General features: G+C 55.1%; 27 protein-coding genes and 3 tRNA genes. 11 read left to right on the top strand and 19 right to left on the bottom strand.

Going from position 1 to position 25711, the window contains the following annotated elements; translation table 11 throughout:
* Positions 1-77 precede the first annotated feature (77 nt).
* The 5 genes from osmY to WLO31_RS02725 all read right to left on the bottom strand — a co-directional run bounded on the left by osmY (position 78) and on the right by WLO31_RS02725 (position 4490).
* A complete protein-coding gene (gene osmY, locus WLO31_RS02745; RefSeq protein WP_435928994.1) occupies positions 78-689 on the bottom strand; it encodes a molecular chaperone OsmY in 612 nt (203 codons plus the stop codon).
* 416 nt (positions 690-1105) lie between these two features.
* The gene (gene prfC / locus WLO31_RS02740; protein WP_435928993.1) at positions 1106-2695 is read right to left on the bottom strand and encodes a peptide chain release factor 3; all 1590 of its coding nucleotides are present in this window, start codon (positions 2693-2695) and stop codon (positions 1106-1108) included.
* 247 nt (positions 2696-2942) lie between these two features.
* On the bottom strand, positions 2943-3620 hold the full coding sequence (gene yjjG, locus WLO31_RS02735) for a pyrimidine 5'-nucleotidase (protein WP_435928992.1): 678 nt from the start codon (positions 3618-3620) through the stop codon (positions 2943-2945).
* Between the two features lie 44 nt (positions 3621-3664).
* The gene (gene rimI / locus WLO31_RS02730; RefSeq protein ID WP_435928991.1) at positions 3665-4108 is read right to left on the bottom strand and encodes a ribosomal protein S18-alanine N-acetyltransferase; all 444 of its coding nucleotides are present in this window, start codon (positions 4106-4108) and stop codon (positions 3665-3667) included.
* Positions 4077-4490: a DNA polymerase III subunit psi gene (locus WLO31_RS02725; protein WP_435928990.1), complete on the bottom strand. Its 414-nt coding sequence runs from the start codon at positions 4488-4490 to the stop codon at positions 4077-4079. The genes rimI and WLO31_RS02725 overlap by 32 nt, the downstream gene beginning before the upstream one ends.
* Before the next feature lie 221 nt (positions 4491-4711).
* Here WLO31_RS02725 and rsmC point away from each other — a divergent pair, with 221 nt between their 5' ends.
* The 4 genes from rsmC to WLO31_RS02705 all read left to right on the top strand — a co-directional run bounded on the left by rsmC (position 4712) and on the right by WLO31_RS02705 (position 6194).
* Positions 4712-5749 carry a 16S rRNA (guanine(1207)-N(2))-methyltransferase RsmC gene (gene rsmC / locus WLO31_RS02720; protein ID WP_435928989.1) on the top strand — a complete coding sequence of 346 codons (1038 nt, stop codon included), beginning with the start codon at positions 4712-4714 and terminating at the stop codon, positions 5747-5749.
* A gap of 124 nt (positions 5750-5873) precedes the next feature.
* Positions 5874-5960 (top strand) — tRNA-Leu (locus WLO31_RS02715).
* Positions 5961-5992: 32 nt separating this feature from the next.
* Positions 5993-6079: transfer RNA gene (locus WLO31_RS02710), tRNA-Leu, on the top strand.
* A gap of 28 nt (positions 6080-6107) precedes the next feature.
* Positions 6108-6194 (top strand) — tRNA-Leu (locus tag WLO31_RS02705).
* A gap of 56 nt (positions 6195-6250) precedes the next feature.
* Here the strand turns inward: WLO31_RS02705 and WLO31_RS02700 are convergent.
* The gene (locus tag WLO31_RS02700; protein ID WP_435928988.1) at positions 6251-6487 is read right to left on the bottom strand and encodes a DUF1435 domain-containing protein; all 237 of its coding nucleotides are present in this window, start codon (positions 6485-6487) and stop codon (positions 6251-6253) included.
* Between the two features lie 268 nt (positions 6488-6755).
* Here WLO31_RS02700 and WLO31_RS02695 point away from each other — a divergent pair, with 268 nt between their 5' ends.
* The gene (locus tag WLO31_RS02695; protein WP_435928987.1) at positions 6756-7820 is read left to right on the top strand and encodes a GGDEF domain-containing protein; all 1065 of its coding nucleotides are present in this window, start codon (positions 6756-6758) and stop codon (positions 7818-7820) included.
* 123 nt (positions 7821-7943) lie between these two features.
* Positions 7944-8732, top strand: coding sequence for a siderophore-iron reductase FhuF (fhuF, locus tag WLO31_RS02690; protein ID WP_435928986.1), 789 nt, complete (start codon positions 7944-7946; stop codon positions 8730-8732).
* A 39-nt stretch (positions 8733-8771) separates the two neighbouring features.
* Here the strand turns inward: fhuF and WLO31_RS02685 are convergent, their stop codons facing one another.
* On the bottom strand, positions 8772-10118 hold the full coding sequence (locus WLO31_RS02685; RefSeq protein WP_435928985.1) for a PTS sugar transporter subunit IIC: 1347 nt from the start codon (positions 10116-10118) through the stop codon (positions 8772-8774).
* A gap of 13 nt (positions 10119-10131) precedes the next feature.
* Positions 10132-10437, bottom strand: a complete 306-nt coding sequence (locus tag WLO31_RS02680; RefSeq protein WP_435928984.1) for a PTS sugar transporter subunit IIB — start codon at positions 10435-10437, stop codon at positions 10132-10134.
* 209 nt (positions 10438-10646) lie between these two features.
* Here WLO31_RS02680 and WLO31_RS02675 point away from each other — a divergent pair, with 209 nt between their 5' ends.
* The 5 genes from WLO31_RS02675 (at position 10647) to WLO31_RS02655 (ending at position 13922) form a co-directional block, all read left to right on the top strand.
* Positions 10647-11105, top strand: a complete 459-nt coding sequence (locus tag WLO31_RS02675; RefSeq protein ID WP_435928983.1) for a YbaK/EbsC family protein — start codon at positions 10647-10649, stop codon at positions 11103-11105.
* A gap of 190 nt (positions 11106-11295) precedes the next feature.
* Positions 11296-12072 (top strand): threonine/serine ThrE exporter family protein, encoded by a 777-nt coding sequence (locus tag WLO31_RS02670; protein ID WP_435928982.1) that lies wholly within the window; start codon positions 11296-11298, stop codon positions 12070-12072.
* Positions 12063-12536: a threonine/serine exporter gene (locus WLO31_RS02665; protein WP_435928981.1), complete on the top strand. Its 474-nt coding sequence runs from the start codon at positions 12063-12065 to the stop codon at positions 12534-12536. Before WLO31_RS02670 ends, WLO31_RS02665 begins: the two co-directional genes overlap by 10 nt.
* Before the next feature lie 66 nt (positions 12537-12602).
* Complete coding sequence (locus WLO31_RS02660) at positions 12603-13244, top strand: TetR family transcriptional regulator (protein ID WP_435928980.1); 642 nt, start codon at positions 12603-12605, stop codon at positions 13242-13244.
* Between the two features lie 153 nt (positions 13245-13397).
* Complete coding sequence (locus tag WLO31_RS02655; protein ID WP_435930486.1) at positions 13398-13922, top strand: DUF2501 domain-containing protein; 525 nt, start codon at positions 13398-13400, stop codon at positions 13920-13922.
* A gap of 177 nt (positions 13923-14099) precedes the next feature.
* On the opposite strand, the gene WLO31_RS02650 is transcribed toward WLO31_RS02655, so the two are convergent.
* The 11 genes from WLO31_RS02650 to WLO31_RS02600 all read right to left on the bottom strand — a co-directional run bounded on the left by WLO31_RS02650 (position 14100) and on the right by WLO31_RS02600 (position 25706).
* A complete protein-coding gene (locus tag WLO31_RS02650) occupies positions 14100-15110 on the bottom strand; it encodes an SIS domain-containing protein (protein ID WP_435928979.1) in 1011 nt (336 codons plus the stop codon).
* Between the two features lie 21 nt (positions 15111-15131).
* Entirely contained in the window at positions 15132-16193 is a 1062-nt protein-coding gene (locus WLO31_RS02645; protein ID WP_435928978.1) for an SIS domain-containing protein, read from the bottom strand.
* 10 nt (positions 16194-16203) lie between these two features.
* Complete coding sequence (locus WLO31_RS02640; RefSeq protein WP_435928977.1) at positions 16204-17052, bottom strand: PTS system mannose/fructose/sorbose family transporter subunit IID; 849 nt, start codon at positions 17050-17052, stop codon at positions 16204-16206.
* Positions 17030-17809 carry a PTS mannose/fructose/sorbose/N-acetylgalactosamine transporter subunit IIC gene (locus WLO31_RS02635; protein ID WP_435928976.1) on the bottom strand — a complete coding sequence of 260 codons (780 nt, stop codon included), beginning with the start codon at positions 17807-17809 and terminating at the stop codon, positions 17030-17032. Before WLO31_RS02635 ends, WLO31_RS02640 begins: the two co-directional genes overlap by 23 nt.
* Before the next feature lie 13 nt (positions 17810-17822).
* Complete coding sequence (locus tag WLO31_RS02630; RefSeq protein ID WP_435928975.1) at positions 17823-18296, bottom strand: PTS sugar transporter subunit IIB; 474 nt, start codon at positions 18294-18296, stop codon at positions 17823-17825.
* Positions 18297-18310: 14 nt separating this feature from the next.
* A complete protein-coding gene (locus WLO31_RS02625; RefSeq protein WP_435928974.1) occupies positions 18311-18733 on the bottom strand; it encodes a PTS sugar transporter subunit IIA in 423 nt (140 codons plus the stop codon).
* Positions 18734-18837: 104 nt separating this feature from the next.
* The gene (locus WLO31_RS02620) at positions 18838-21612 is read right to left on the bottom strand and encodes a sigma 54-interacting transcriptional regulator (RefSeq protein ID WP_435928973.1); all 2775 of its coding nucleotides are present in this window, start codon (positions 21610-21612) and stop codon (positions 18838-18840) included.
* A 129-nt stretch (positions 21613-21741) separates the two neighbouring features.
* Positions 21742-22500, bottom strand: a complete 759-nt coding sequence (locus tag WLO31_RS02615; RefSeq protein ID WP_435928972.1) for a DeoR/GlpR family DNA-binding transcription regulator — start codon at positions 22498-22500, stop codon at positions 21742-21744.
* An 11-nt stretch (positions 22501-22511) separates the two neighbouring features.
* The gene (locus WLO31_RS02610; RefSeq protein WP_435928971.1) at positions 22512-23495 is read right to left on the bottom strand and encodes a D-threonate 4-phosphate dehydrogenase; all 984 of its coding nucleotides are present in this window, start codon (positions 23493-23495) and stop codon (positions 22512-22514) included.
* Entirely contained in the window at positions 23485-24759 is a 1275-nt protein-coding gene (dtnK, locus tag WLO31_RS02605) for a D-threonate kinase (RefSeq protein WP_435928970.1), read from the bottom strand. The genes WLO31_RS02610 and dtnK overlap by 11 nt, the downstream gene beginning before the upstream one ends.
* Positions 24756-25706, bottom strand: a complete 951-nt coding sequence (locus WLO31_RS02600) for a 2-keto-3-deoxygluconate permease 1 (protein ID WP_435928969.1) — start codon at positions 25704-25706, stop codon at positions 24756-24758. Before WLO31_RS02600 ends, dtnK begins: the two co-directional genes overlap by 4 nt.
* Between the last annotated feature and the right edge of the window lie 5 nt (positions 25707-25711).

Below are 25711 nucleotides of genomic sequence, written 5' to 3'. Positions count from 1 at the left end.
CTGGCGATATATGAGTAGCGATAGTGCTGACTGATTCCCCCGGTCAATCCGCGGGAATGAGTTTCGGTATAATATGATTACTCTACTTTCAGGTCGTTCTTAACGCTCTTCACGCCGTCAACGGCTTTGGCGATGCTCTCAGCACGTTCAGACTGAGCATCGTTCTTCACATGGCCTGAAAGCTGAACAACGCCATCGTTGGTTTCCACTTTAACGTTACGAGACGGCACGATGTCGTCTGCTAATAGTTTAGCCTTGATTTCGCTGGTAGTGGCGGCATCGCCGGCATAACCGCTTACCGATTTCCCTTTTCCATCGCGCACGTGAAGCTTATCGCTTACGGAGGAGACGCCTTCAACGCCTTTAGCAACGGATACCGCTTGCTCCGCCTGAGCCTGGCTTTCAACAAAACCGCTCAGCGTGACAACTTTTTTATCGGTTTTCACCGAGATATCGGTGCTTTTAATATTTTCATCGTCCACCAGCGCGGCTTTAACTTTTGCGGTGATGGCGCTATCGTCCATGAAATTACCGACTTTATTCATAGAGCTATCGATTTTTTTCCCTGCGGAGTCAGCCGTTGATTCAGCCTTGTTCGTCATGGTCTCTTCCGCAAGGGCAGAACCGCTTGCCAGAACCGAACCCAGAACCACCGCCAGCAGAGTTTTCGAAATCTTAGTCGTAGTCATCGATTTATTCCTGTAAGTTTGCTCAGAATTTGAGCGTCGGGCCACAACGTGGCAGCTTTGCTGAAAAGGCAAAAGCCTAAGCTTGCTCTCAGTCTGTAACTTCCGTGATAACCAAACCGTATGGCTATTCGCCCTGTCCGATATCACGTCCTTCATGAGTTAAAGCAGTTATTAATATTGCAACAGCAAAACTAGCCTTCAAAACATCCCGTAAAACCGTTAACGATTGGGATATTTATCCGTTCGTGTTGTCATTGCTTTGTTAAATATAGATCACAATCGCAAAATTGCATGGTGGCGGCGGTGGAAAAACAGGCGAATGCAGAGGAATTACAGGAAATTAAGAACAATCCGTAAGGGATTAAAAAGACAGGAAAAGTAGCAGGACACGGCGGCGGCCGCGCCCTGCGGGGGGATTAATGCTCGCGGGTTTTGCGGAACACAATATCCGGATAACGATCCTGCGTCAGGTTAAGATTAACCATGGTTGGCGCGATATACGCCAGGTTATCCCCGCCGTCGAGCGCCAGCTGCACTTCGTTTTTGCGCCTGAACTCTTCAAACTTTTTCACGTCGTTGCTTTCTACCCAGCGAGCCGTCGACACGTTCACGGACTCGTAGAGCGCTTCGACGTTGTATTCGCTTTTAAGTCGTGCGACCACCACGTCAAACTGCAGCACGCCCACCGCACCTACAATAAGGTCGTTGTTGGTGACAGGACGGAACACCTGCACCGCACCTTCTTCAGAAAGCTGAACCAGGCCTTTAAGCAGCTGCTTCTGCTTGAGCGGATCGCGCAGGCGAATACGGCGGAACAGCTCCGGTGCGAAGTTCGGAATACCGGTAAACTTCATCATCTCGCCCTGGGTAAAGGTGTCGCCAATCTGGATGGTGCCGTGGTTATGCAGGCCGATGATGTCGCCCGGGTACGCTTCTTCAACGTGCGAACGGTCGCCTGCCATAAAGGTCAGCGCATCGGAAATCACCACGTCTTTGCCGGTGCGAACCTGGCGCAGCTTCATGCCCTTTTCATATTTACCGGACACCACGCGCATAAAGGCCACGCGGTCACGGTGTTTCGGGTCCATATTGGCCTGAATCTTAAACACGAAGCCGGTGAACTTCTCTTCCGCCGCTTCCACTTCACGGGTATCGGTTTTACGCGGCATCGGGGCTGGCGCCCACTCAACGAGGCCATCGAGCATATGGTCAACGCCGAAGTTACCCAGCGCGGTACCGAAGAAGACCGGCGTCAGCTCCCCTTCAAGGAACAGGTCACGATCGAACTCGTGAGACGCGCCCTGCACCAGCTCCAGCTCATCGCGCAGCTGCGCGGCCAGCTCTTCACCCACGGCGACATCAAGCTCGGGGTTATCCAGCCCTTTAACAATGCGCACTTCCTGGATGGTGTGGCCTTTACCTGTCTGGTAAAGATAGGTTTCGTCTTTATAAAGGTGATAAACGCCTTTGAACAGCTTGCCGCAGCCGATAGGCCAGGTGATGGGCGAACAGGCGATTTTCAGCTCGCGTTCCACCTCATCCAGCACTTCCATCGGATCGCGGATATCGCGGTCCAGCTTGTTCATAAAGGTAAGGATCGGCGTATCGCGCAGGCGGGTAACTTCCATCAGCTTGCGGGTACGATCTTCAACGCCTTTCGCGGCGTCGATAACCATCAGACAGCAGTCCACCGCCGTCAGCGTGCGATAGGTATCTTCGGAGAAGTCTTCGTGCCCCGGGGTATCAAGCAGGTTGACCAGGCTGTCGCGATACGGGAACTGCATCACGGAGGTGGTAATGGAAATACCGCGCTGCTTTTCCATCTCCATCCAGTCGGATTTTGCATGCTGGCTCGAGCCGCGGCCTTTTACGGTACCGGCGGTCTGGATCGCCTGTCCGAACAGCAGCACTTTTTCAGTAATCGTCGTTTTACCGGCATCCGGGTGGGAAATGATCGCAAAGGTGCGGCGTTTCGACACCTCTTGCAGATAAGGAGACAAAGTCATAATTGTATCTTCTGTGAATGCGCGCGGCGCTGGGCCACGCGGCTAATGAACGTATTCTGGCGGCTATTTTACCCATCAGGACGGGTTTAACAATCAACAATCATCCGAAGGATGACAAACTTTATACAATGGCGAACTGAAGAGTTCACACCAGAATATTAACAAGGAAAATCAATCGATTGATTTTCGGCTGCTGCTCCACAAAGAAGGGAAACTCACCTTTATCCTTCTTTGTTAATAGTCTCAATCATGGCTTACACAACAGTTGCTCCAGTTCACCGAGTGAGGAGACCTGCCAGGTTGGGTTGATTCCTTCCGGCAGGCTGCGTCCGTGGGCGTTTAACCAGCAGGTGGCAAGGCCTGCGTTGATACCGCCCAGAATGTCCGACTCGGCGGTGTCGCCCACCATCATCACGCGGTCGCGCGGCGGATTGCCCATTTGTTCGAAGGCATAATCGAAAATTCTGCGGTCCGGTTTGGCAATGCCGACCTGCTCGGAAATCACCAGCAGGTCGAAAAAGTCCCGCAGGCCGGTGCGCTCAAGGCGGATTTGCTGCAGCGCAGTAAAGCCGTTGGTGATGATGCCGAGCTTAACCTTGCCTTTAAGCGAGTCGAGAAGCGAGATAGCGCCCGGCAGCGGCGCGCAGATTTCGGCCATCGCATTCAAAAACGCGGCGTTCAAATCACCGGCGGGTATGCTCAGCCTTTCAGACCAGCCCTGAAAACGCTGGTGCTGAAGCTGCAGGGCATTGATGGCGCCGTTCTGGTAATCCACCCATAAAGGTTTATTGATTGCCTGGTAATCCTGGAAATCTTCAGCGGTGAACGTCACGCTATAGTCGAGAAACATCCGCTGCAGGCCGCCGAAAGCGTCAAAGGTAAATAACGTTTCGTCGGCATCAAATAAAATCCAGTCCCAGTTCATCAGTACACCTTTTATCAATTGCTACCCTGAATAATCCGGGTATGTTAGCCCAGCGGTAACGCCATAATAATAGCGTCTTCCCTGCCCTCTTTAGTCGGGTAATAGTTGCGGCGAATCGTCGCCTCGTTAAAGCCCAGGCTCTCGTAAAGCGCGATAGCTGCCGTATTCGAGGCGCGCACTTCAAGCCACAGGGTGAATACGTCTCTCTTTTCCAGCTCGCTGATTAAATGCGCCAGCAGCTGGCGGCCTAATCCTTTACGCTGACAGGCGGGATCGACCGCAATATTGAATAACGTGGCCTCGTCGAGGACAACCTGCGTCACGGCGAATGCCGCCATCCGGTCATCGACATCCAGCCGCAAATTGAAATAGCGATCGCCCTGATTGCTGGCGAAAGTTTTTTCACTCCACGGAAAAGCGTGGCTGCGCTGCTCGATGGCATACGCCGCCGCTAAGTCACTTGGCTTCAGGGAATAAATCGTGTTCATGTTCGCAAATTTGCTGCCACAGCGCCTGTCGCGCGCGGCCGTTGTGATAAAGCTCGTCTAAGGCGGGGGTCGTCAACTGCGTGCCGGGAAGGGACAGCGGTTCATCAACGCCAAGCCGCCAGCTATTGCAGCGGGTATCGGCAGGCAGCATCGCCGCGCGATCCGGCGTGAGCTGCAACACCTGCTGCGGCGTCAGCGCCAGGCTGCGCAGCACGTCGCTTACCAGGGGATCGCTTAATGCCGGGAGGTCAGGCGCGACCATCACCAGCCGGGTATGCGCCTGCAGTGAAACGGCAATTTCACCCTGCAACGCCAAAGGTCGCCGCAGCTCCCACTGGGTAATCCCCAGTTGCCCTAACAGCCAGTCGCGTCGCGAAGTCATAACGAAACCTTTAGAGAGTGCCAGTTGGGGCGCAAATATAGCAAATACATCGAATGTACGCTATTAAACCTCTTTCTACGCCTGTTAACCGGCGTTACGGCAAGCTCATCGCGATGAGCTTGCTTTTGCCCGGGTGATTCGGGAGAGGGAGTGCAGTTAACGCCGCTGCAACTTCAGGTAAGACGTGTATAATCGCCGCTCTGTTTAAAAGGAGTGTTCTGATGTCTGCGTTAACCCCGGCAAGCGAAGTGCTGCTGCGCCACAGCGATGATTTTACCGAGAGCCGCGTACTGTTTGCCGGTGACTTACAAGACGATTTAGCCGCCCGTTTTGAGACCGCGGCAAGCCGCGCCCACACCCAGCAGTTCCATCACTGGCAGGTGCTGAGCGCCCAAATGGGCGAAAACGTGCAGTATGGCCTGACCGCGGGCGCTGACATCATCGGCGACAGCAACACGCTGATTTACTACTGGCCGAAGAACAAGCCGGAAGCGCACTTCCAGCTGATGAACATTCTGTCCCTGATGCCGGTTGGCTGCGATGTGTTCGTCGTGGGTGAAAACCGTAGCGGCGTGCGAAGCGCCGAGCAAATGCTTGAAGCGTACTGCCCGCTGACCAAAATCGACAGCGCCCGTCGCTGCGGCCTGTATCACGGTCGCCTCGAAACGCAGCCGCAGTTTGATGAACAGGCCTGGTGGGATGAATATCCGCACGAAGGCATGACGGTGAAAACCCTGCCGGGCGTCTTCAGCCGCGACGGTCTGGATACCGGCAGCAAGCTGCTGCTTTCCACGCTGACGCCACATACTAAAGGTAAAGTGCTGGACGTGGGCTGCGGCGCGGGCGTGCTCGCCATTACGCTCGCCAGTCATTCCCCTAAAGTTCGCCTGACATTATGCGACGTTAGCGCACCGGCCGTTGAAGCCAGCCGCGCAACGCTTGCTGCGAACGGGATTGCAGGTGAAGTCGTCGCCAGCAACGTCTATTCCGAAATCAACGGCCGTTTCGACATGATTATCTCCAACCCGCCGTTCCACGACGGGATGCAAACCAGCCTGGATGCGGCTCATCAGCTGATCCGCGGCGCGGCTCGTCATCTGAATATGGGCGGCGAGTTACGCCTCGTGGCTAACGCCTTCCTGGCGTACCCTCATGTGCTGGACGAAGTGTTCGGCAGCCATGAAGTCATCGCACAGACGGGACGCTTCAAAGTTTACCGTGCCGTGCTGGCTCGCGCCGCCAAAGCTAAAAAACGCTAACGGCGCGGCAACGCCGCCGCTTTTTGCAGCAATTGCGGAAGCGGCGCCAAATTAACTGTTGACGAAGTTCAGAAAACATCTAGAATGCGCCTCCGTGGTTGTGATACTTCGGTATTACAGGTATGCGAAGGTGGCGGAATTGGTAGACGCGCTAGCTTCAGGTGTTAGTGTTCTTACGGACGTGAGGGTTCAAGTCCCTCTCTTCGCACCACCAACAACCACGCAAGATATCGTTCGCACTGCGCGAAGGTGGCGGAATTGGTAGACGCGCTAGCTTCAGGTGTTAGTGTTCTTACGGACGTGAGGGTTCAAGTCCCTCTCTTCGCACCAATGCGAAGGCGATATCGAAAATACCAGTGCGAAGGTGGCGGAATTGGTAGACGCGCTAGCTTCAGGTGTTAGTGTCCTAACGGACGTGAGGGTTCAAGTCCCTCTCTTCGCACCACTTCTTTGTTGTTTCCCAAAACTTTTTCAACCCTTCCTCGATTGTTTCCTGCATTTTTACCTCATTGCCATATTCATGATGACCAGGGCAAGCCCGCTGGCAAATGCAATGCCTGACGGTAACAGCACATAATGCCGCAGCCGCCGGTGAAACAGCATCGCCGCAGAGGCGACCAACCCCAGCACCATCAATACGCGCCACTGGCTAAACGAAAGATCCGTATACGCAAGCGCGGCGACGATTACCCCCGCCACGACCATACCCCAGGCGCTTTCAAGACGGCGTTGCAACATAATGGCTATCTCATCAATCGGTAATGATAACCAATATCATATGATAAAGTTTCTCATCTGTCAGGTAAAAGGCTGCCTGTCGCTCGTTTGTGAATAAGCTTTGCTCAGCGCCTGATGACATAAATTCATGAAGGTGATAGATTGAGCGCTAACCTAAATAAAATTCATTAATATTTTATTCCTGCCGTCAGGAATTAATCCGCAAACGTTAATTAATCCTGTTGTACAGCATGACTCCTGACATCCGGCCGAAAGAAAACCTTTTGATATGACTGCAAAAACCTGGCGCGCATTACTTAAAGAGAAACGCCAACTCTCTTTACGTCTCTTCTTATTACTCAATACGCTGTCGGCATCTTTCAGCATAGCCAGCCCCTATCATCAGATGCAGCAGTTTACCGTGCCCGTTATTCTGGTGCTGGCGTTTAGCGTCATATTGCTCGTCTGGCAGGTCCTTGATAAACAAAGACTAATTAATATTAACCTGACGTCGCTGTTGTTGGGTGTTTTATGGGCCTGGCATCTGTATATCAGAAGTACCACGGTGCCCGATATTGATATGTCTTATTTGCTTATCGCTTTGCTGACGATATTATTTATCGGTTCTATCTCGTTTATCAATAATATACGAGCGTTTACCCTGCATTGCCTGCCGGTAACGCTTATCGTGCTGTGGCTCGATCAGGGGCAGCACTGGCTGCGGATTCTCTATTCGGTTGCCCTGCCGGGCATCGGCATCACTATTCAGCATATCATTCAGCAGGGTAATGATAAGTTCACCCAACGGCTGATGGATAAGCTGCTGGAAGAGAAAAAGACGCTCAGCAACCTGAGTATGGTCGACCCGCTTACCGGCCTCTACAACCGCCGTGGCTTTCAAAACCGCCTTGAGAATGTCCTGGCGACCGGCAGCGGCAAGCACTACGTGCTGCTGCTCGATATCGATCATTTCAAAGCCTATAACGATAATTACGGCCACAGCATGGGCGATCAGGCGTTGATTCGCGTTTCCGCTGCCGTCCGCGATGCGGTGCGCTCCCGGGATATCGTCACGCGCTACGGCGGCGAAGAGTTTATGGTTCTGCTGACCAATATTGATGCCGACGCAGCCCTGCAAACCGCCGAGCGCATCCGGCAGCGCGTTTACGATTTGAAAATCCTGCATCTGTTTAATGAACAGGTGGCCACGAACGTTACCATCAGTATTGGCCTTGCCCCACTCGACGACGAGGGTATAGAAGAAGCCTTAAGGCTTGCGGATAAAGCGCTTTACCGCGCCAAGGATCAGGGGCGTAATAGCATCCTCACCAGCGATTCATTACGGGCGGCGTAAGTAAAGCAAGGCTGCTCTTTTGCAGAAATCCCCCGCAGCGCGCGCATTTTCAGCTTGCTAACGGCTTTGCCTGTAGTTAGGATTGGCAATCATTATCATTTAGATTACCGGTCGTATCAGGCGATGGCGTTTCAATCCCAACAATTTATTGATGACGTTGCATGGCAGACGCCTTTCCGGCGCGCTGAGCCGCTGCTTGCGGACGAATTACGCAGCCACTTCGCCTCTCATCGCGCGTATTTCAACGATATCGTTAAGCTAAATGAATCCGCGCCTGATAAAGCGCTGACCTTCTACCAGTGGGCGCAGCCTGCAACCTTAACCTCCCTGATGGCCTGCTACGCCGATCACATCTATCGCGACCAGCCCGGGCTGGCGCGCGAAGGCAAGCCGCTGAAGTCCCTGTGGGCGCAGTGGTATCTCGGTTTGCTGGTTCCGCCTTTATTGATGGCACTGATTACCCATCCGCGCGCGCTGGATATCGACCCGGCGCACGTTCGCGCTGAGTTTCATGAAACGGGCCGGGCGGCTACTTTCTGGCTGGATGTTCAGGAAGATCTTAGCGCTACGGTATTACCGCTTCGCCTGCGCGTGGAGAAGCTTATCGTGAAGGGGCTGATGCCGATTGTTGACGCGCTGGAAGACAGCGGTGATATCAACGGCAAGCTTATCTGGGCAAATACCGGCTATCTTATCAATTGGTTGCTGGGCGAGATTAAAGATCTGCTCAGCGACGAAGCCGTTGCCGACCTGCGTCACGCCTGCTTCTTCGAAAAACAGCTTTCTGACGGCCGGGACAATCCCCTTTACCGCACCGTTGTGCCGCGTGAAGGCTTACTGGTTCGTCGCACCTGCTGCCAGCGCTACAAGCTGCCGGGCGTGCAGGGCTGCGGCGACTGCACGTTAAAATAAAAAAGGCGGCTTTCGCCGCCGTTTTCCTGTCACAAACGCCTATGCTGCCTGCTGGCTTGTCTCATCAGAAGCTTTCAGCGCCTCTTCCGCCTCCTGCTCAAGCAGCTGCTTCTCGTAGACTTTAAAGAACGGGAAGTAAATGATGGCGGATACCACGGCCAGCAGCACCACCAGAATCGCCGCCCGGAAATCCCAGCCCAGCGCCCAGGCCGCGCCAATCGGCGCCGGCGCCGTCCACGGCACAACGGAAATGACGCGTCCAATCAGATCCATTTTCATTGCGCCCCAGGCCAGCACGGCGTTAACCATAGGTGCCAACAGGAACGGAATGAAGAACACCGGGTTCATAACGATCGGCGTACCGAAAATGACCGGTTCGTTAATGTTAAAGCAGGTTGGCACGATGCTCAGGCGGCCAATGGAACGCAGGTGAGCTGATTTGCTGCGCAGATAGCAGATCACCAGCCCCATCGTCGCGCCGGAACCGCCGACCACGATAAAGAATGTCCAGAAGGCCTCCATAAAGATATGCGGCAACGGCGCGCCCTGCGCCAGCGCGCTCTGGTTCATCCCAAGGTTAGTCAGCCAGAACATCTGCAGCATGCCTGAAACAATCGCCGCGCCGTGAATGCCCGCAAACCACAGCAGGTGGCCAATCAGCACCGCAAGCAGAATCGCCGGCAGGGAATCCGCCGCGGAAACCAGCGGTTTGAACAGCGACATAATGGCCTGCGGAATAAGCATATCGAACTGCGACTGTATGAACAGGCTCAGCGGATAGAGCGTCAGCACCACAACCAGCACCGGGATCAGCAGATCGAAGGAGTTTTTGATCATCGGCGGCACCTGGTCCGGCAGCTTAATGCCAATGTTATGCGCCTTCAGGAAACGCATCATTTCAACGCAGTAAATCGCCACCAGAATCGCGGTAAAGATCCCCGTCCCGCCGAGGCTGTCTACCGGCAGCGTCCCTTTGGTTTTTGGCGCAGCAACCAGCAGGAACGCCATCAGCGACAGCATGGCGCACATAAACGGATCAAGACCGTGCGACTTCACATAGTGCTTGCCGAGGTTATAGGCGATAGCCGCACAGATATAGATGGACATGATGCCCATCGTCATATCAAACGGCGTAAGGATCTGCCCTTCGAAGTGTTTTGCCGCATCCAGCCAGGCGCGGGCGAAGCCCCAGGTCGTGGTCGGCGAGAACGGAGGATAAGCAAAGACCAGTAGGAACGAGCCGACAATCATAAACGGCATCGCGGAGATAAATCCGTCGCGAATGGCCATGACGTGTCGCTGGGCCGAGATGCGCCCGGCTATCGGGCTGACATAGTTTTCAACAAAACGAAAAATCAAATTAAAGGCGGCATGGTTAGAAGACATTGTCGTTCTCCAGTCAGGCTAGCAACGCGAGTGCGTCAGCGAGAATTTTATCGCCGCGCATCATTCCGTAATCCATAGAGTTGATCACCGTGACCGGGATCTGTTTAGGTGCTGCCTGTGCTTTGAAATCCTCCAGACGATATTTAATTTGTGGTCCGAGTAAACAACAATCATAACCGGGCATAACGTCGGTGAACTCTTCGATGCCGACCGCTTTTATTTCTACGTCAATCTGTTGCACTAAAGCGGCTTGCTTCATCCTGTTCACGACCATACTGGTAGACATACCAGCGGCACAGCACAAAAGGATACGTTTCATAGACTGCTCTTATAATGTAGGTACAGGGGTGGTTACAGATTCAGTATTCCTCGCTCTTTAACGGACTGCAACCGGTTACTGTAACCGGTTGCAGTGATTGTGAAGGAGATCCAGGATTCGCTGAATTAAAGCGGGCCTGTTGATGATAAGCGGTTTACAGAAAGCACGACCTTATGCGAAATTATTTCCGGTCAAATCAGGAGAAATACATGAGTCTGCAGTCTGTGCGGCAATTCTTTGCCGACCACGCCCCCGATATCGCTATTATTGAACTTAATCAAAGCACTGCCACCGTAGCCCTTGCCGCCGTTGCGCATAACGTTGCGCCCGGCCAGATTGCCAAGACGCTGTCATTGAAAGTAAAAAATGACGTTATTCTTGTCGTCGCCAAAGGGGACGCCCGGCTGGATAACAAAAAGCTCAAAGCCGTCTTCGGCGCGAAAGCACGCATGCTCAGCAGCGACGAGGTCGTTACCTGGACCGGCCATCCCGTCGGCGGCGTCTGCCCTTTCGGGCTTGAGAACCCGCTGGCTGTTTACTGCGATATCACGCTGAAACAGTATGACGAAGTGCTTCCCGCGGCGGGCGCCATTCACAGCGCTGTACGCATAGCGCCGGCGCGTTTAGCCGAACTGACCGCCGCAAAATGGATTGATGTTTGCCTTTAAACACATAAATACAGCGAACCTGAAAGCCGTCTGGCCTCATCGTCATGTGCGCCTGAAGAAAAAGCGTGCAAAAAGAATTATCCGAACAAATATTGATCTGGCGCCACGGAGCATGGATATAGGCCTGTGCTAATAATGGACGATTACATTTAAGCGGCGCTTGCCGCTATTTCATTCTCCAGGGCACAACATGCAGACAGACGACAACGAACAGCGGGAAATTACCCGCCTGTGTATTCAGTGCGCGCTTTTTTTACTGCAGCACGGCGCAGAAAGCGCGCTAGTTGAAGAGCTCTCCACTCGTTTAGGCATCGCGTTGGGTATGGACAGCGTGGAAAGCTCCATTTCAGCGAACGCTATCGTGTTGAGCACGATTAAAGATAACCAGTGCCTGACCACCACCCGTAAAAATAGCGACCGCGGCATCAATATGCATGTGGTCACCGAAGTGCAGCATATTGTGATCATGGCCGAACATAAGCTGCTGGATCGTCATGACGTTTTAAAACGTTTCGCCCACATCTTGCCCCTGCGCTATCCGCGCTGGTTAGTGGTGCTGATGGTGGGCCTGTCCTGCGGCTGCTTCTGTAAGCTGAACGACGGCGGCTGGGACGGCGCACTGGTCGCCTTTGCGGCAAGCGCCATGGCGATGTATGTCCGCCAGGTGCTGACCCAGCGCCATCTGCACCCGCAAATTAACTTCTGCATCACCGCTTTTATCGCCACCTCCGTCTCCGGCCTGCTGATAACCAAAGGGCCGTTTGCCAACACCTCAACCATAGCGATGGCGGCAAGCGTGCTGCTGCTGGTGCCGGGCTTCCCGTTAATTAACGCCGTGGCGGACATGTTCAAAGGCCACGTCAATACGGGCCTGGCACGCTGGGCGATGGCGAGCCTGTTAACGCTCGCCACCTGCATCGGCGTGGTGATGGCGATGGCCGTCTGGGGGCTGCGCGGATGGGCATAATCGATTTTCTACTGGCGCTGCTGCAGGACATGGTGCTGGCGGCAATTCCGGCCGTAGGTTTTGCGCTGGTTTTCAACGTACCGCACCGGGCGCTGCGCTGGTGCGCATTGCTTGGCGCAACAGGCCACGGCTCGCGCATGGTAATGATGGCCGCAGGTTTCAACATAGAATGGAGTTCGTTTATCGCCGCCATTCTGGTGGGCACGATCGGCATCCAGTGGTCGCGCTGGTATCTTGCCCATCCGAAGGTATTTACCGTGGCGGCGGTGATCCCGATGTTCCCCGGCATCCCAGCCTACACCGCAATGATTTCCGCCGTGAAAATGAGCCATTTCGGCTACAGCGAAGCGCTGCTGATGCAGCTGGTGACCAACTTTCTGAAGGCGTCGTTTATCGTCGGCGCCCTGTCGATTGGCCTGTCGTTGCCGGGTTTATGGCTGTATCGCAAGCGCCCGCGAGTGTAGATTGATTTTGCCGGGCGGGCAAAAGCCTGGATAATGCTACGTACCTGCCAACCCCAAGGAGCCTGCGTGGAACCTCATGAAATCTCTTTTCCGGAACGTTTCGCTGAGGCGAGCCTGAAAGAAAAAATATTTTTTAGCGCCCTTACCCTGTTTGCTGAATTTGGCCTGAACGGCGCGCGCATGGAGCAGATAGCCGAGAAAGCCGGCACCACCAAGCGCATGGTGGTGTATCACTTTAAGAGCAAAGAGCAGCTCTACGTGCAGGTGCTGGAATATGTCTATACGCAAATCCGCACCTCAGAGCGCCAGCTTAACCTCGCCGATCTGCCTCCCGTGGAGGCCATGGTGCGGCTCGTTGAGTGGACGTTCGATTTCCACGACCAGCACCCGGATTTTATCCGCATTATCTGCATGGAAAACATGCAGCGCGGGCGCTTTGTTAAAGAGTCCGCCTTTCCGCGCGAGATCAACCGCAGCGCGCTGGATTTGCTCGAAGAGGTTCTCTCACGCGGCCAGGCAAAGCAGTTGTTTAACGCCGCGATAACCGCTAAAGACGTGCACCGCCTGATCGGCAGCTTTAGCTTCTACCATGTCGCCAATAGCTACACCTACTCCAACCTGTTTGAAGAAGGGCGGGATCCGGCGGAACACGCCGAACACTATCGCAGGATGGCGGTAAAAGTGGTGTTGCGCTATATCGGGCCTTAGCAAGCCCGCTTTCTGCCGCAGAGGACAGAAAGGAAAAGTTGCAGAAATGCCCTGTTGATTAAGAACTCTCTTACTGCCGCCCTACCGCAGCAAAGCGTTATACTCGCCGCTAACTTCTCCTGCCCGGCAGGCTATCAAAATGAGTATCACAAAATGAAAGTAAGCAATCGTATGGTATGCGCCCTTGTGCTGGCGACCTCAGTTTTTGCAGGCCAGGCGGCCGCGACAAGCTGGCAGGATCGGCTCTCCAGCGCGGCAAGTGAATTAAGCAAAAGCGGCACTACAGCCACCAGCGGCACCACAACCACCAGCGGCGCCCAGAGCGGCGGCCTTTCCCTCGCCTCCCTGACCAGCCTGCTGAACGGCGGCAACCAGGCGCTGAGCTCCAACAGCATGACCAACGCGGCGGGCGTGATAGAGTACTGCGCCAAAAACAAACTGGCGTCCGTCACCAGCACCGAAAATATCAAAAGCCAGCTGATGAGCAAGCTGGGCCTTGAGAACAGCGCGAAACCCGCCGAGCAGCCGGACTACAATCAGGGCCTGATGGGCCTGCTGAATACCGGCAAAGACCAGCAGCTGGATCTGAACACGATCGGCAGCTCGCCGCTGGCTGAAAAAGTAAAAACCAAAGCCTGCGATCTGGTTCTCAAGCAAGCGGCAAACTACATTTCCTGAATGAAAAGGCTGCCTCATATTGATGATGGACAGCCGAAAAATGTGGTTTTCAGCGATCCGGGGTAAACCATAAGAGATAGCTATTTGTTTTAACTAAGGTTGCTGTCGTACTGTTAACCCGGATAAATTTTATCAGCCGTCTCAGGCTGCCCCTGCGGGCAGCCTTTCTGACGCTTATTAATATTCAAACTGACGGTAGTAGCGGCGAATATCCAGACTGTGCCCCGTATAGCGCTCAAAGTGCGCTGCCAGCCTGTCCACCAGCAGAGTGGAGGCCACGCACGGCGCAAGGAGCCAGCGGAACTCGTCATCAATGCCTGTAAGCGCGAATTCGCGAGGATCGATAACCACCAGGTTATCCGTTATCTTACCGGCAAAGGCTTCAACGCGGTCATCGAGCTGACGGCACTTCCCTTCCCCTTTAACAAGAAACAGCGGGACGTCTTTTTCCAGCAGCTCCAGCGTGCCGTGGAAAAACTCCGCCGAACTCACCGACTTAGTGCGCTTCCACTGCATCTCTTCCAGAATACACATTGAGAACAGATACACCTCGCCCCACATCTCCGCGCCGCCAATCCACATCATATACTCCGCGCTATGGTAGCGGCTGGCGATTTCATCGGCGCGATCGTTGAACTGGCGTTTGGCCTGCAGCAGGTTCTCCGGCAGCAGCGCAAGCTGGCCGGCAAAGCGATCGTATCCGCTGAACTCGCCGTTAAGCGCAACCAGACGGAAGAACAGCCAGTAAAGCAGCATATACTCATATTCCACGCCGTTTTTGTGCTGCATCGGGATATGCCAGGTTGCGGCAGCGGCCAGCGGCGAATCGGCATTTTTGGTGATAGCCACCACGCGGATCCCCTGCGCCTTACACCACTGCGCAATAGCCACAGACTCTTTGGTATCTCCCGATTTGGAAAGCGTAATCACCACCGAATCTTTATTTAGCTTTTTATTTCCCTTGCAGATTAATTCCGCCGCCTGCTCGGTATATACCGGCAGCGCTGTCACCTCTTTAGCAAATTCCTGTATCGCCATCATCGGCGCCAGTGAACCGCCGACGGAGGCGAAAAACAGATTACTGAAACCTTCGGCGTGAATATTTCCCGCCACCTGTTCAGCGATATTACGCGCAGAGATAATGTCACGAGCACTGGTCAGGTACTCATCCTGATTAAAACCTAACATAGCTATTCTCCTGAAAAGGAATTAAATTTTGCTTTTAAGCACTTTGTCGAAATCATCAAAAATACGCACGCTTAAATCTGTTCCTTTCGCTGCCGAAATATTAAAGGCCAGTAACTGGAAGGGGACGATTAATAATAAAGGCGCAAAGTTATGGGTTAACGGGAAATTTAACGCCAGCGTATTTTCATCGTTATTCCCTGCCGCCAGGGTGACGGTAAAAACGGCGTCAACCGCAGGCCGCATGTAATCGCGCAACGCAGCGCTTCGCGCATGAGGCCGATCCTCGATGAAAAACAGCGTGTGGCGTGCGTTAGCCTCAAGATAGGGCCCATGCATATAAGCCTCTAATTCGAAGCCGCCTGAAGGCAGGCGAACGGTTTCCGTAAATTTAGTTTCGCACTCCTTCGCCACCCCGGTCAGCGCGCCATAACCAATGGCGACAAAGCGTGATGCCTGAATAAAATGCCGTCGGTGGCGGGCGATAAACACGTTGGTTTTATCGATAACGCCCGGTATAGCCAGCGCCGCCTCTTTCAGCTCCGCCAGCGTTTCAGCCCGCTCCGCCTGCGTAACCAGCCCGCGGCTTTCGGCCACCATCAGGGCGATTAACAGCAGGTTCAGCACCGTGGCGCTAAAGCCGCGCGTCACGAACCCCACGCTTTCAAGGCCGGTATTGATATCCAGTACGCCATCCGCCTGCTTAGCCGCCGGGCTTGCGGGGCTGGACGTCAGGCAGAAAACAGCAATACCCAGCGCCTGGACCTTTTTCATCGCCTCCAGCGTGGACGAACTTTTCCCGCTCTGGCTTACCGCAATCACCAGATCCGTTGCCGGATCGACTCGTTCATAATGGGTGAAATTATATGGCTCTTTAATATCGATCAGAATGCCGAAACGCTCTTCAAAATAATATCTGGCGCACAGCGCTGCGTTATAAGATGACCCCGTCGCCAGAATCATAATCTTATTTACGGCTCTGTCTTCCAGATAAACTTTCAATGACGCAAGCTTTTCCTGATACTCCTGCAATATAACCGTCAGCGCCTCTGACTCCTGTTCAATATAATCCAGCATGGTTGACATCTTTTTCTCCTCAGAATACCCCAAGCCACGAACCGAAAATCCCCACCACGGCCATACCGCCAAGAATGGCTAACGGTTTCACTTTTTTACCCAGCAGCCAGTAGACGATACCGAAGCTCAGCAAAGGCAATAGCGCGGGCATAATATCGTTGATGATGTCCTGCACATGGGTTTTCGCCTCCCCCGTCCCGAAGGTGACGGGAACGGTGATATCAATCATCGAGGCGGTCATGGCGCCCACCACCATCAGGCCGATTATCGACGCGCCGTAGGTCAGGCTTTCCATCATGCCGCTCTTCTGAATACGTTGCAGGACGCCGGTCCCCAGCACGTAGCCCCAGCGGGTAAACAGAAAACGCACCGCCAGATGCGGAATGTTAAATACCAGCAGGAAAAGAATCGGTCCGAGAATGCTCCCCTTCAGCGCAAGGCTTGTGCCGATGCCGGTGGCAATCAGGCGCAGCGTCCCCCAGAAAAAAGAGTCCCCGAGCCCTGCCAGCGGTCCCATCAGCGACGCCTTCACGCTGTCGACGGATGCCGCATCCATGCCCTTTGAACCGCTGTTTTTCTCTTCCATCGCCGCGGTAATGCCAAGGATCAGCGTGACGATATGCGGCGTGGTATTAAAGAACACCAGATGGCGCTTGAGCGCGCAGGCCAGATCCTCTTTGCGGGTATAGAGTTTCTTCAGCACCGGGATCATGGCGTAAACAAACGCCAGGTTCATCTGCCGCTCGTAGTTCCAGGAGAACTCCATCTGGAATGAGCGCCAGAACACGCTGCGCAGCTCTTTATCCGTGATGCTGTTTGCGCGCTCCTCTGCTACCTGCGTTTCCTCAGAAATCATCTTCATCGTCATTCTGGACTCCTTGCGCCGCGGACGGGCGGGGGGAATTAAACTGAGTTACGTTCACCATCACTACCGCCGTAATGGCGCCCAAAATGGCGATACCGGTAACCGGGATCTTCAGATAGGCCATCAGGACGAAACCCAGGAAGAAGTAAGGCGCGACCTTTTTGTTGATCAGCAGGCGGGCCAGCATGGCAAAGCCCAGCGCCGGAATAATGCCCGTGGCCACGCTCAGCCCGTGCTTAATGAACTCCGGAATAGCGTCCAGCAGGCTCTTCACCGCACCGCTGCCCACCATGAAGGAGACGGTCACCACGGTCGCCAGCATCAGGGAAAGCCCAAAACCGGCAATTAAATGCATCCGCTCAATGCCGCGCGTATCCGCCTGTTCGGCGTAAGCATCCGCCTTCTGGTTCAGCGTCGGGATAAACAGCCCCAGGTAGACGTTCTTTAGCACCAGCGTCAGCGTTGCTATCGGTAAGCCCAGCAGCAGCGCGGTTTCCGTACCCGCGCCCGAGGTAATGGCAAAGGCCACGCCGAGAATGCCGCCGGTTACCACGTCCGGCGGTATGGAGGCGCCCACGGAGAACGAGCCGATAAACGCCAGCTCCAGCGTCGCCCCCATAATGACGCCGGTCTGCACGTCGCCTAATACCAGGCCGGTGAGAAAACCGGTGACAATCGGACGGGATATTAACGACGTGCCTAAGGCGTATTCGGACTGGGCAATAAACGCCACCAGGCCAAGCAATAAGGCTTCTAACATAATGCGTCCCTCACTATTCAACACACTCGGTGAATAATAATTTCCTGTCGTTAGGCACCTGCCGGATTTCCACTTCCGTACCCGCTTTAACCAGCTCATTCAGCAAAGCGATCTCCTCAGGCAGAACGTTTATCGCTTTGGAGATATTCTGGCTCCCCTCTTTGGCTTTAATACCGCCTAAATTAATACTCTTTATTTCCGGGACAGCGCTGACCAGTCGCCAGGCATCCGCAACCGATTCCACGACGATAAATAATTTATATTTATCGGTAACGCCGCTTTTAATGGCGGCAATCGCATCAGAGATATTTTTCATCACCAGTTTTACCGCCGGCGGTTTGGCAAGTTTGATGGTGGTTTTACGCAGTTCGTCCTCCATCACCGCATCGTTGGCGATCAGAATGCAGTCGGCGCCGATGTACTGTGTCCAGGAGAAAGCGACCTGGCCGTGAAGTAAGCGATGGTCAACACGCAGGAGCGTTATCATTTTATCTTCCTCAGTTAAAAGTCTTTATCCGCGACCAGCGCCGCATCAATCGTCTGATTGCAGTACTGAATGCTCTCGCGGGCATTGGCCAGGGCATCGATAATCAGCGACGCCGTCTCTTCATCCTGAGGCGTAATAAGCATTTCAACGATCAGCGGGAGATTAAGACCGGCAATAAGATGGAAGCCGGGGCGATTAATAAAACGAATAAATTCGTTATTTACGCTGCCGGCAAAAATATCGGTTAGCACCACCAGCTCATCCTGAACCGGAAATGAAGCGACAAGATTATTGACCTGTTCGGTTAAATCTTCCCCTTCATTAATATAGGCACATAGAGTATGGATATTATTCTGCTTGCCCAGAATAAGCTCAACCGAATTAAGAATACCGCTGGCGAAAGCGCCGTGGCTGGCAAAGATATAGTGTCGTTGCATCCTGACCTCGAAATAAAGTCCACCTGTTAAAGCAGTAATTGCAACCGCCATGCCAGGAATAGTGGCATGGCGATAAGGCGGAGCGTCAGGCGGCCAGGAAAGTGTTAAAACTCTTGATCGTATTGAAGAAATTCTGTTTCTAAATGCAGGATATCGTGAATATAAAACAGCTCGGCTTCGGGGATTTTGACACTATAGCTGGCCTCAATGACACTAAACGCCTCGCACAGCGCGGCGAGGTGTTTTCGTTGACACTGCGCGCGACGCCCCGCATAGCGCTGGATGGCCGCCTGGCGGATCAGCCGCTCAATCAGGCAGCTGACGTGGATATAAAGCGCAACCTTGCGGTCGTTGGGCACGGTGACGGCGGCCAGATGCTGATAGCGCGCCAGAAACTGCTCCACCTGATTGATAACCTTGCCGGTGTCCAGAATGGTGACCGACTCAATCACCCGGCGCAAAGAGAAGTTCTTCACGATACGCTCGTTAATCAACGTCACGTTCCCGACGGTGGTAATCGCGCCAAACAGCGCCAGCAGCGTCTCGTTGCCCTGCCCGGAAATCAGCGTATCCAGCGAAATATAGGGCACGTCGGGTATGTTGGGATCGAGCGTCCCGACCAGCGCCAGCACGTCAAAACGGGAAAAGATCGGCTCGCGCCTTTTATTTTCCGCCAGCGTATCGTACTCATAGGCCACCACTTCAATGCCCAGCTCCTGAGGAATGCTGGCTTTCAGCAGGCTGCTCAAATTGCTGGCGGCGCCGATGCCGGTCGCGCAGGTGGTGATAATCGCTTTCGGCTTGTTCAGCTCAGGCCAGACGATTTTATGCTCCACCGGCAAATCTGCGGCTATATCGTCGGCGATGGCTTCCAGATAGTCGCCCCGTAAAATGCGTTCCCCAACGTAAAGCGCCATGCGCGTTGAAACGTTATTGATAATGACTACCGGCATCGTAACCTTGCGGCTGAAATAGTGGTGGATATCGTTAAGCGATCCCATATCCACCAGAATCAGCAGGCTGCTGGCCTGCGCGTTACGCTCCACGTACTGCGTAACCTGCTGGGCAATGGCTTCAGGCGTGACGTCCAGCGGCATATCAAATGACTCATAGACGGTCTGCTTTAAGAGGCGGTTCGCCACGTTCGCAATGCTGCTGGCGGTGGCATAGCCGTGCGCCAGGATCACGGCTTTGGTGACCAGCTGGCTGGTCTGTACGCCCGTTTTATTAAGCCAGAGCAGCAGCAGCACGCGGTCCATCGCCTGAATGCGTAAATCCAGCCTGCGGGTGAGCGACGCCAGCACCTCCTCGCAGAATAGCGCAAGCAGCGGATACTTCTGCTCTAAAAAACGGTCGAGCTGCTTGCACAGCTCTGCATTCAGCCGTGAAGGCTCGGCGTTTGACCGGTGCACCAGATAGTGTCCGATGGCGTAAATACAGTTGCCGTTAAACTGAATGCTGTAGCTTTTCTCCAGCCGGTAAAACTCTTCACGTACCTGGCTTGTCACCAGCAGCAGCATCTGCGAGCTGGCCTTGTCCTGATTATCGAAAATAAGCCGGTCGAACAGGCTTTCAATTTCATTGCCGATGCGCAGCTCAATGTCATCCCACGGGTGCCGGGCGGTGCGGTACTTTTCAAACAGCGTCAGGACGTTAAGCTGTGCGTCGTGGATAAGCATCCTCGCCGCATCCTGGCCGTGGAGCAGCCACGGCAGGCTGGTATTTGCATCCAGCACGATATCCTCGGTACGTTCAGCCGCGGCCTCGTTCAGCGCGGGCAGCTGCGCCATTACCGGCTCCGGTAAATCGTGGATGGACACGCCCAGCGTCAGGCCGCCGCCCTGCTTCGCATACGCCGAAGCCACCGCATATTTAACGACGTTTTTCAGCTCGCCCACGTTGCCGCGAAAAATATAGTGCGCCAGCACCGACAGCAGGCGCGGGCTGATGCTCAGCCCGAGACCGACCTTTTTTGCCTCCAGCCAGAAGAACTGCAGGATCAGCGCCTCTTTCTCTTTGCGGCTGCGGCTCTCCAGGTCCGGTAGCACTACCTGGATAGGGATACGGCGGATAAAGGTGGTCAGGAACGTGCTGTGAATATCCTCGGTCGTAGCGAAAATCAGCCGCACGGAAACCCGGCGCCCGCTGGCGGTTTCGCCCAGACGGTAGATTTCGCCCCGATCGAGCCAGGTGAAGAGCTTCTCCTGCCCTTCCGCATGCAGGCGATGCACCTCATCGAGAAATAAGATGCCGCCGTCCGCCGCCTCGAAAGCCCCGGTTTTATCGGCGCTGGCCCCGGTGAACGCTCCTTTGACATAGCCGAACAGGTTGCCCGCCAGCAATTCCGGGTTGCTGGCGTACTGCGCGCAGTTAAAGGTGACGAACGGCGCGCTGGCGTCGATTAGCCCGTGGGTGATGGCATATTCGTGCATCAGCTGCGCCAGATAGCTTTTCCCAGTGCCGCTGTCGCCGGTGATCAGCAGCGGCAGGCCGCCGTCAGGATAAAACAGCGCGGTCTTAAGCTGTTCAATAGGCTTTTTCAGCGAACCCTCATGGCCTATCAGCAGTGAAAAATGATCCCGCTGCTCGCGGTCGCCGTCATTTTCCGCCAGCAGTTCATCAATGCTGGCAAATTCCGTGCGCGAAAGCCGGTAGAACTGCTGCTCGAAGCTCGCTTTATGCAGGAAGTAGACGGGGCGAGTATTGATTTTTATCAGCACGCCCTGCGCCACCAGCTGGTTGAGATAATGGCTGGCGGTGTTTCGCTGTAAACCAAAACGCCGCGCAAGATGGCTGGCGGTAAAGATCTCGCTGACGTCGTGCGGATCGAAAAAGTCGGTCTGGTTAATGAGGAAGGTGAGCAAATCGTCTTTACGCATGAAGCAATCCTTTTACAGCAGTGGGCGCAGCAGGCCCTATGATGCCGCGAAAGCCGCCACCGCAGACGATAACGCCGGGAAGGATTTCTGGTTTTGTGGGCGGCAGCACAAAAGCTGCCGCTATCGGGGCTACGCCAGCAGCAGGCGGATACCCAGCCCGTTCAGGCGCTTCACCTCCTCTTCGGGCAGGGCGTTGTCGCTGACGATATGGGTAAAGGCGCTAAGCGGGGCAATGCAAAACAGCGAGTGGTGGTGATATTTGGCGCTGTCGGCAATGAGAATTTTTTGGCGGGCGTTAGCGATAATATCCTGCTTGATCGCCGCCTTCTCTTCGGTGGGGGTCGTGACGCCCTTCTCCAGGCTCCACGAGTTGCAGCTCATAAACGCCGCGTCCGGATGAATAGCCCGCAGCAAACTTCTGCCGTGTTCGCCCACGCAGGACTGGCTGCTGTCGTCGATGCGCCCGCCGATAATGGTCACTTCAATCTGCCGAAACTCAGACAGGAACAGCGCAATGTGCAAATCCGCCGTAAACACGCGCAGCGGCAGATGGACCAGGCAGCGCGCCAGCTCCAGCGCCGTCGTCCCGGCGTCCAGCACAACCGAGTCCCCGGCAGCGACAAGCGATGCGGCTTCACGGGCAATCGCCTGTTTTTGTTTAAGGTTACGCTGCTGTTTTTCAAAGGTGGTGGGCTGGATGGGCACAAAGTGCTTAAGCGCGACGCCGCCGTGGCTACGGCTGATGACGCCCTGCTCGTCCAGCTTTATCAAATCGCGACGAATCGTTGCCGGAGAAGCGTCCACCGCTTCAACAAGCTGCTCCACTGTCACCAGATTATGGCTTTTCAACACCGCCATAATCTGGTCAAGCCGATAATTACTCTTCATTTTTCGTGAGATTACGCCAGCTGCATTGCGAGTTTAATCGAGACCTCCATGCTCTCAGATTTAGCTTTCCCTTGCCAGGCAATATCAAAAGCGGTGCCGTGATCCGCCGAGGTGCGGATAAAGGGCAGACCGGCGGTAATATTTACGCCATCGTAAAAGCCCAATAGCTTAAGCGGGATATGCCCCTGATCGTGATACATGGCGACCACCATGTCGTACTGTCCTTCCCAGGTCTGCAAAAAGACCGTATCCGGAGGACAAGGACCGTAAACCTGCAGCCCTGCTTTTTTAGCCGCATCGATGGCGGGCGTGACGATATTGATCTCCTCATCCCCAAACAACCCGTTCTCCCCGGCGTGAGGATTTACCCCCGCAACGGCAATACGCGGAGCGGCATAACCCACGCGCCTGAGAAACTTATCGGCAATCCCGATAACGGTTTCAATGCGGGCCTGGTTAAGCGTATCGAGGAACTTGCGCAGCGCAATATGGGTGGAGACGTGGATCACCTTAAGTTTATCCGTGTACAACACCATCGCGTAGTCTTTGCTGTTGGTCAGCTTCGCCAGCAGTTCCGTGTGCCCCGGGTACATATGCCCCGCGGTGTGCAGGGCTTCCTTATTCAACGGAGCCGTAGCAATAGCGTGCACCTCGCCTGCCAGCGCCAGATCCGTGGCCCTTTTCACGCAGCGGTAGGCTAAATCTCCCGCCTGCGCCTGCACTTTGCCAGGCACCAGCGCCTGCGGCTGTTCGAGCGGCTCATCAAGCACGTTGATCACGCCGCGCGCAAAACGCGCCTGCGAAACCTGTGTGATGGGGCGCAAGTCCACCTCCGGAACAAGGCCTTGCTGGCAAAGGCGCCGCAGGGTTTCCAGACAGCCGATAACCACCGCCGGCGCGCCATTGAGTTCAGCCGCCAGCAGCGCTTTGATAATGATTTCCGGCCCAATTCCCGCCGGATCGCCCATCGTTACCGCGATTGTTTTAGTGGTCACCGTACATCTCCTCAATAAAATAGAGCGCATCGCACAGCGTGCTCTCCGTACCAAACCCACCGGCTTTGGTGATCACCGGTAAATCATCAATCTCACTGTTAATAAAGGTTCCGCAAGGGATACAGGGCGCGACTTCACTCTCGATTCGATACCCTTCCGCGCCCAAAGCGTTAGCAACCGCCGTGGCAATATCGCCGCCGGTCAGGAACAGGCCGCCAATTCGGGTCTTGCCGGTAATTGCCAGCGTCAGCAGGCCGAGCTGCCGGCTTATCCGTTCCCCCACCTGCTGGCGGCTTAGGCTATGCCGTTGACACAGCTCATCGATCTGAAAACGATCTTCGGCTTCCCGGCTGGTGCGTAAAATACAGTGCAGCCCTTCCTCCAGAAGCTGGCAGGCCTGCGACAGCGCCGCCTGCCGGTGATCCTCCGCCTGCGGGGTCAGCAGCTTACCGACATCGATATCTACAATTTCTGCGCGCCTGCTGCGTCTTGCCTGCTCAACCTGGCGGCGCGTCGCTTCGCTCATTGAGCCGGCCACCACCAGCACCGGCAGCGTCCGGCGCTCGGTTAACCAGGCGCTTACGGGCAGCGCGCTGGCAAGGCCCGCGGCGCCGACCAGCAAAGGCGTTTGCGGCAGCGACATCGCCGCACGGGCGATCAGCTCCAGATCGTTATCGGTCACGGCATCCACCACAACCATGGCGTTCCCCTGGCCGGCAAGCTGCGCTAAGGCGCTTGCAAGCTCGCCGCTTCTTACGCGCGGTAAGCTTATTTCGCGGACCGGAATTTCACTTTGCCGGGCAATCAGTTCGCTGATGCGGGAGGAGAAGATCGGCGTGCGGGGATCGCTGGCAAACTCCGTTTCCAGCAGCGGCACCCCATGCACCCGGCACTCTCCCTGTTCGGTGGTGCGCCCTGCTCCCGGAATAGCGCCAGCAATCAGCGCCAGAGACTTCCCCGTCGCCCGCATAGCGGCTTCGACTTCCGCCCCCACGTTGCCGCGAAACGTTGAGTCGATTTTTTTATACACCAGCGGTGAAGCTGCTCCCGGCTGGCACCACGGGCATAAAGCCTGGGCCACGGCTTGCGCCGCCTCGCAAGCCGTGCTGGCGCGGCTTTCAGTATTGATAACCAGCACGTCAGCATGGCGGGAAGGCTTCTGCTTTTGGGTCAGCATCACTTCCGTTTTGGCGCCTTTTTTGGCCAGCTGCACCCCGGTATCATTGGCTCCGGTGAAATCATCCGCCACCACGATTAACTTCATGCGGCCTCCCGCTCTTTAAGCTGCGCGTTTCGTTTTGCGACCCAGGACGTTAATAGCGGCGTGAGGATCGCGGTAGTAATAACCGAAGCTGCAATTAACGGGGCCGCCGCCGCAGCCACCTGCGCCAGGGACGGGTCCGCCTGCGCGATAGCCAGCGGCGTCGCAACGGCGTTGCCCGCGGTACTCGAAGCTGCCGCGCCTGCCACGCCGGTTCCCCCCATTAACCGATCGGCACGAATGTTAAAGTAGCCGCCCACGATGGTGGTCAATATGCCAAGCAGAATACCGGCCAGGCCGCCCTGCAACAGCATTTCCAGGTTGATGCCGGCGCCTAAAGCAAAGGCGAAGAAAGGGATCAGCAGCGGGCCGCCTTTGGTAAGGAATTCACGCATGCTGGCGTCGAGATTCCCCAGCAGCATGCCCACGACGAGCGGAATAAGAATAGCCACCAGCGCCATCAGAGGAATATTCGCCATGCCCGCCGCGCCAAGGGCGATCATGGTAAAGAACGGCCCGTCGTTAAGAGAGAGAATGGAGATGGCGCCCACGTCGCGCTCGTTGCCAAACTCACCGACCAGCGCAGCGTAGAGGCCGCCGTTGGAATTGCTCATCGCCGCGATAATCGCCACGCCGCTCAGGCCAAAGATCCCTTCGGCGCCGAAAAGGTATTCCACCCCGAGCCCCAGCGCTATCGCCACCAGCAGTTTGGTCAGGGTGATGCCCCCGCCCTGCAACAACGCCTGCGGAGCGGCCTTAAAGCTGATACCCGCCCCCATGCAAAGCAGAAAAGCGCCGATTAACGGCGCGGCGCCGTTTTTAAATAACGCCGTGGTAAAGCCGCCGATCTCAAGCGCCTGCGGAAAGAAAGTGTTCAGCGTCGCCCCTAACACCAGCGGGACAACCATCATGCCGCCGGGGACTTTTTCGATTGTTTTTTTGATGTTCATCCTGC

Source organism: Dryocola sharpae (assembly GCF_051307055.1).
GTDB lineage: Bacteria > Pseudomonadota > Gammaproteobacteria > Enterobacterales > Enterobacteriaceae > Dryocola.
This window is presented reverse-complemented; position numbering and strand designations above follow the sequence as displayed.

Bases quoted from the DNA above. Each gene is read 5' to 3' on its own strand.
- WLO31_RS02635 (WP_435928976.1), bottom strand. From the start codon at position 17,809: ATGTTAGAAGCCTTATTGCTTGGCCTGGTGGCGTTTATTGCCCAGTCC.
- WLO31_RS02600 (WP_435928969.1), bottom strand. From the start codon at position 25,706: ATGAACATCAAAAAAACAATCGAAAAAGTCCCCGGCGGCATGATGGTT.
- yjjG (WP_435928992.1), bottom strand. From the start codon at position 3,620: ATGAACTGGGACTGGATTTTATTTGATGCCGACGAAACGTTATTTACC.
- WLO31_RS02675 (WP_435928983.1), top strand. From the start codon at position 10,647: ATGAGTCTGCAGTCTGTGCGGCAATTCTTTGCCGACCACGCCCCCGAT.
- WLO31_RS02650 (WP_435928979.1), bottom strand. From the start codon at position 15,110: ATGTTAGGTTTTAATCAGGATGAGTACCTGACCAGTGCTCGTGACATT.
- WLO31_RS02645 (WP_435928978.1), bottom strand. From the start codon at position 16,193: ATGTCAACCATGCTGGATTATATTGAACAGGAGTCAGAGGCGCTGACG.
- rimI (WP_435928991.1), bottom strand. From the start codon at position 4,108: ATGAACACGATTTATTCCCTGAAGCCAAGTGACTTAGCGGCGGCGTAT.
- WLO31_RS02640 (WP_435928977.1), bottom strand. From the start codon at position 17,052: ATGACGATGAAGATGATTTCTGAGGAAACGCAGGTAGCAGAGGAGCGC.
- rsmC (WP_435928989.1), top strand. From the start codon at position 4,712: ATGTCTGCGTTAACCCCGGCAAGCGAAGTGCTGCTGCGCCACAGCGAT.
- fhuF (WP_435928986.1), top strand. From the start codon at position 7,944: ATGGCGTTTCAATCCCAACAATTTATTGATGACGTTGCATGGCAGACG.
- WLO31_RS02665 (WP_435928981.1), top strand. From the start codon at position 12,063: ATGGGCATAATCGATTTTCTACTGGCGCTGCTGCAGGACATGGTGCTG.
- WLO31_RS02625 (WP_435928974.1), bottom strand. From the start codon at position 18,733: ATGCAACGACACTATATCTTTGCCAGCCACGGCGCTTTCGCCAGCGGT.
- WLO31_RS02695 (WP_435928987.1), top strand. From the start codon at position 6,756: ATGACTGCAAAAACCTGGCGCGCATTACTTAAAGAGAAACGCCAACTC.
- WLO31_RS02700 (WP_435928988.1), bottom strand. From the start codon at position 6,487: ATGTTGCAACGCCGTCTTGAAAGCGCCTGGGGTATGGTCGTGGCGGGG.
- WLO31_RS02630 (WP_435928975.1), bottom strand. From the start codon at position 18,296: ATGATAACGCTCCTGCGTGTTGACCATCGCTTACTTCACGGCCAGGTC.
- WLO31_RS02670 (WP_435928982.1), top strand. From the start codon at position 11,296: ATGCAGACAGACGACAACGAACAGCGGGAAATTACCCGCCTGTGTATT.
- dtnK (WP_435928970.1), bottom strand. From the start codon at position 24,759: ATGAAGTTAATCGTGGTGGCGGATGATTTCACCGGAGCCAATGATACC.
- osmY (WP_435928994.1), bottom strand. From the start codon at position 689: ATGACTACGACTAAGATTTCGAAAACTCTGCTGGCGGTGGTTCTGGGT.
- WLO31_RS02725 (WP_435928990.1), bottom strand. From the start codon at position 4,490: ATGACTTCGCGACGCGACTGGCTGTTAGGGCAACTGGGGATTACCCAG.
- WLO31_RS02615 (WP_435928972.1), bottom strand. From the start codon at position 22,500: ATGAAGAGTAATTATCGGCTTGACCAGATTATGGCGGTGTTGAAAAGC.
- WLO31_RS02685 (WP_435928985.1), bottom strand. From the start codon at position 10,118: ATGTCTTCTAACCATGCCGCCTTTAATTTGATTTTTCGTTTTGTTGAA.
- prfC (WP_435928993.1), bottom strand. From the start codon at position 2,695: ATGACTTTGTCTCCTTATCTGCAAGAGGTGTCGAAACGCCGCACCTTT.
- WLO31_RS02680 (WP_435928984.1), bottom strand. From the start codon at position 10,437: ATGAAACGTATCCTTTTGTGCTGTGCCGCTGGTATGTCTACCAGTATG.
- WLO31_RS02655 (WP_435930486.1), top strand. From the start codon at position 13,398: ATGAAAGTAAGCAATCGTATGGTATGCGCCCTTGTGCTGGCGACCTCA.
- WLO31_RS02620 (WP_435928973.1), bottom strand. From the start codon at position 21,612: ATGCGTAAAGACGATTTGCTCACCTTCCTCATTAACCAGACCGACTTT.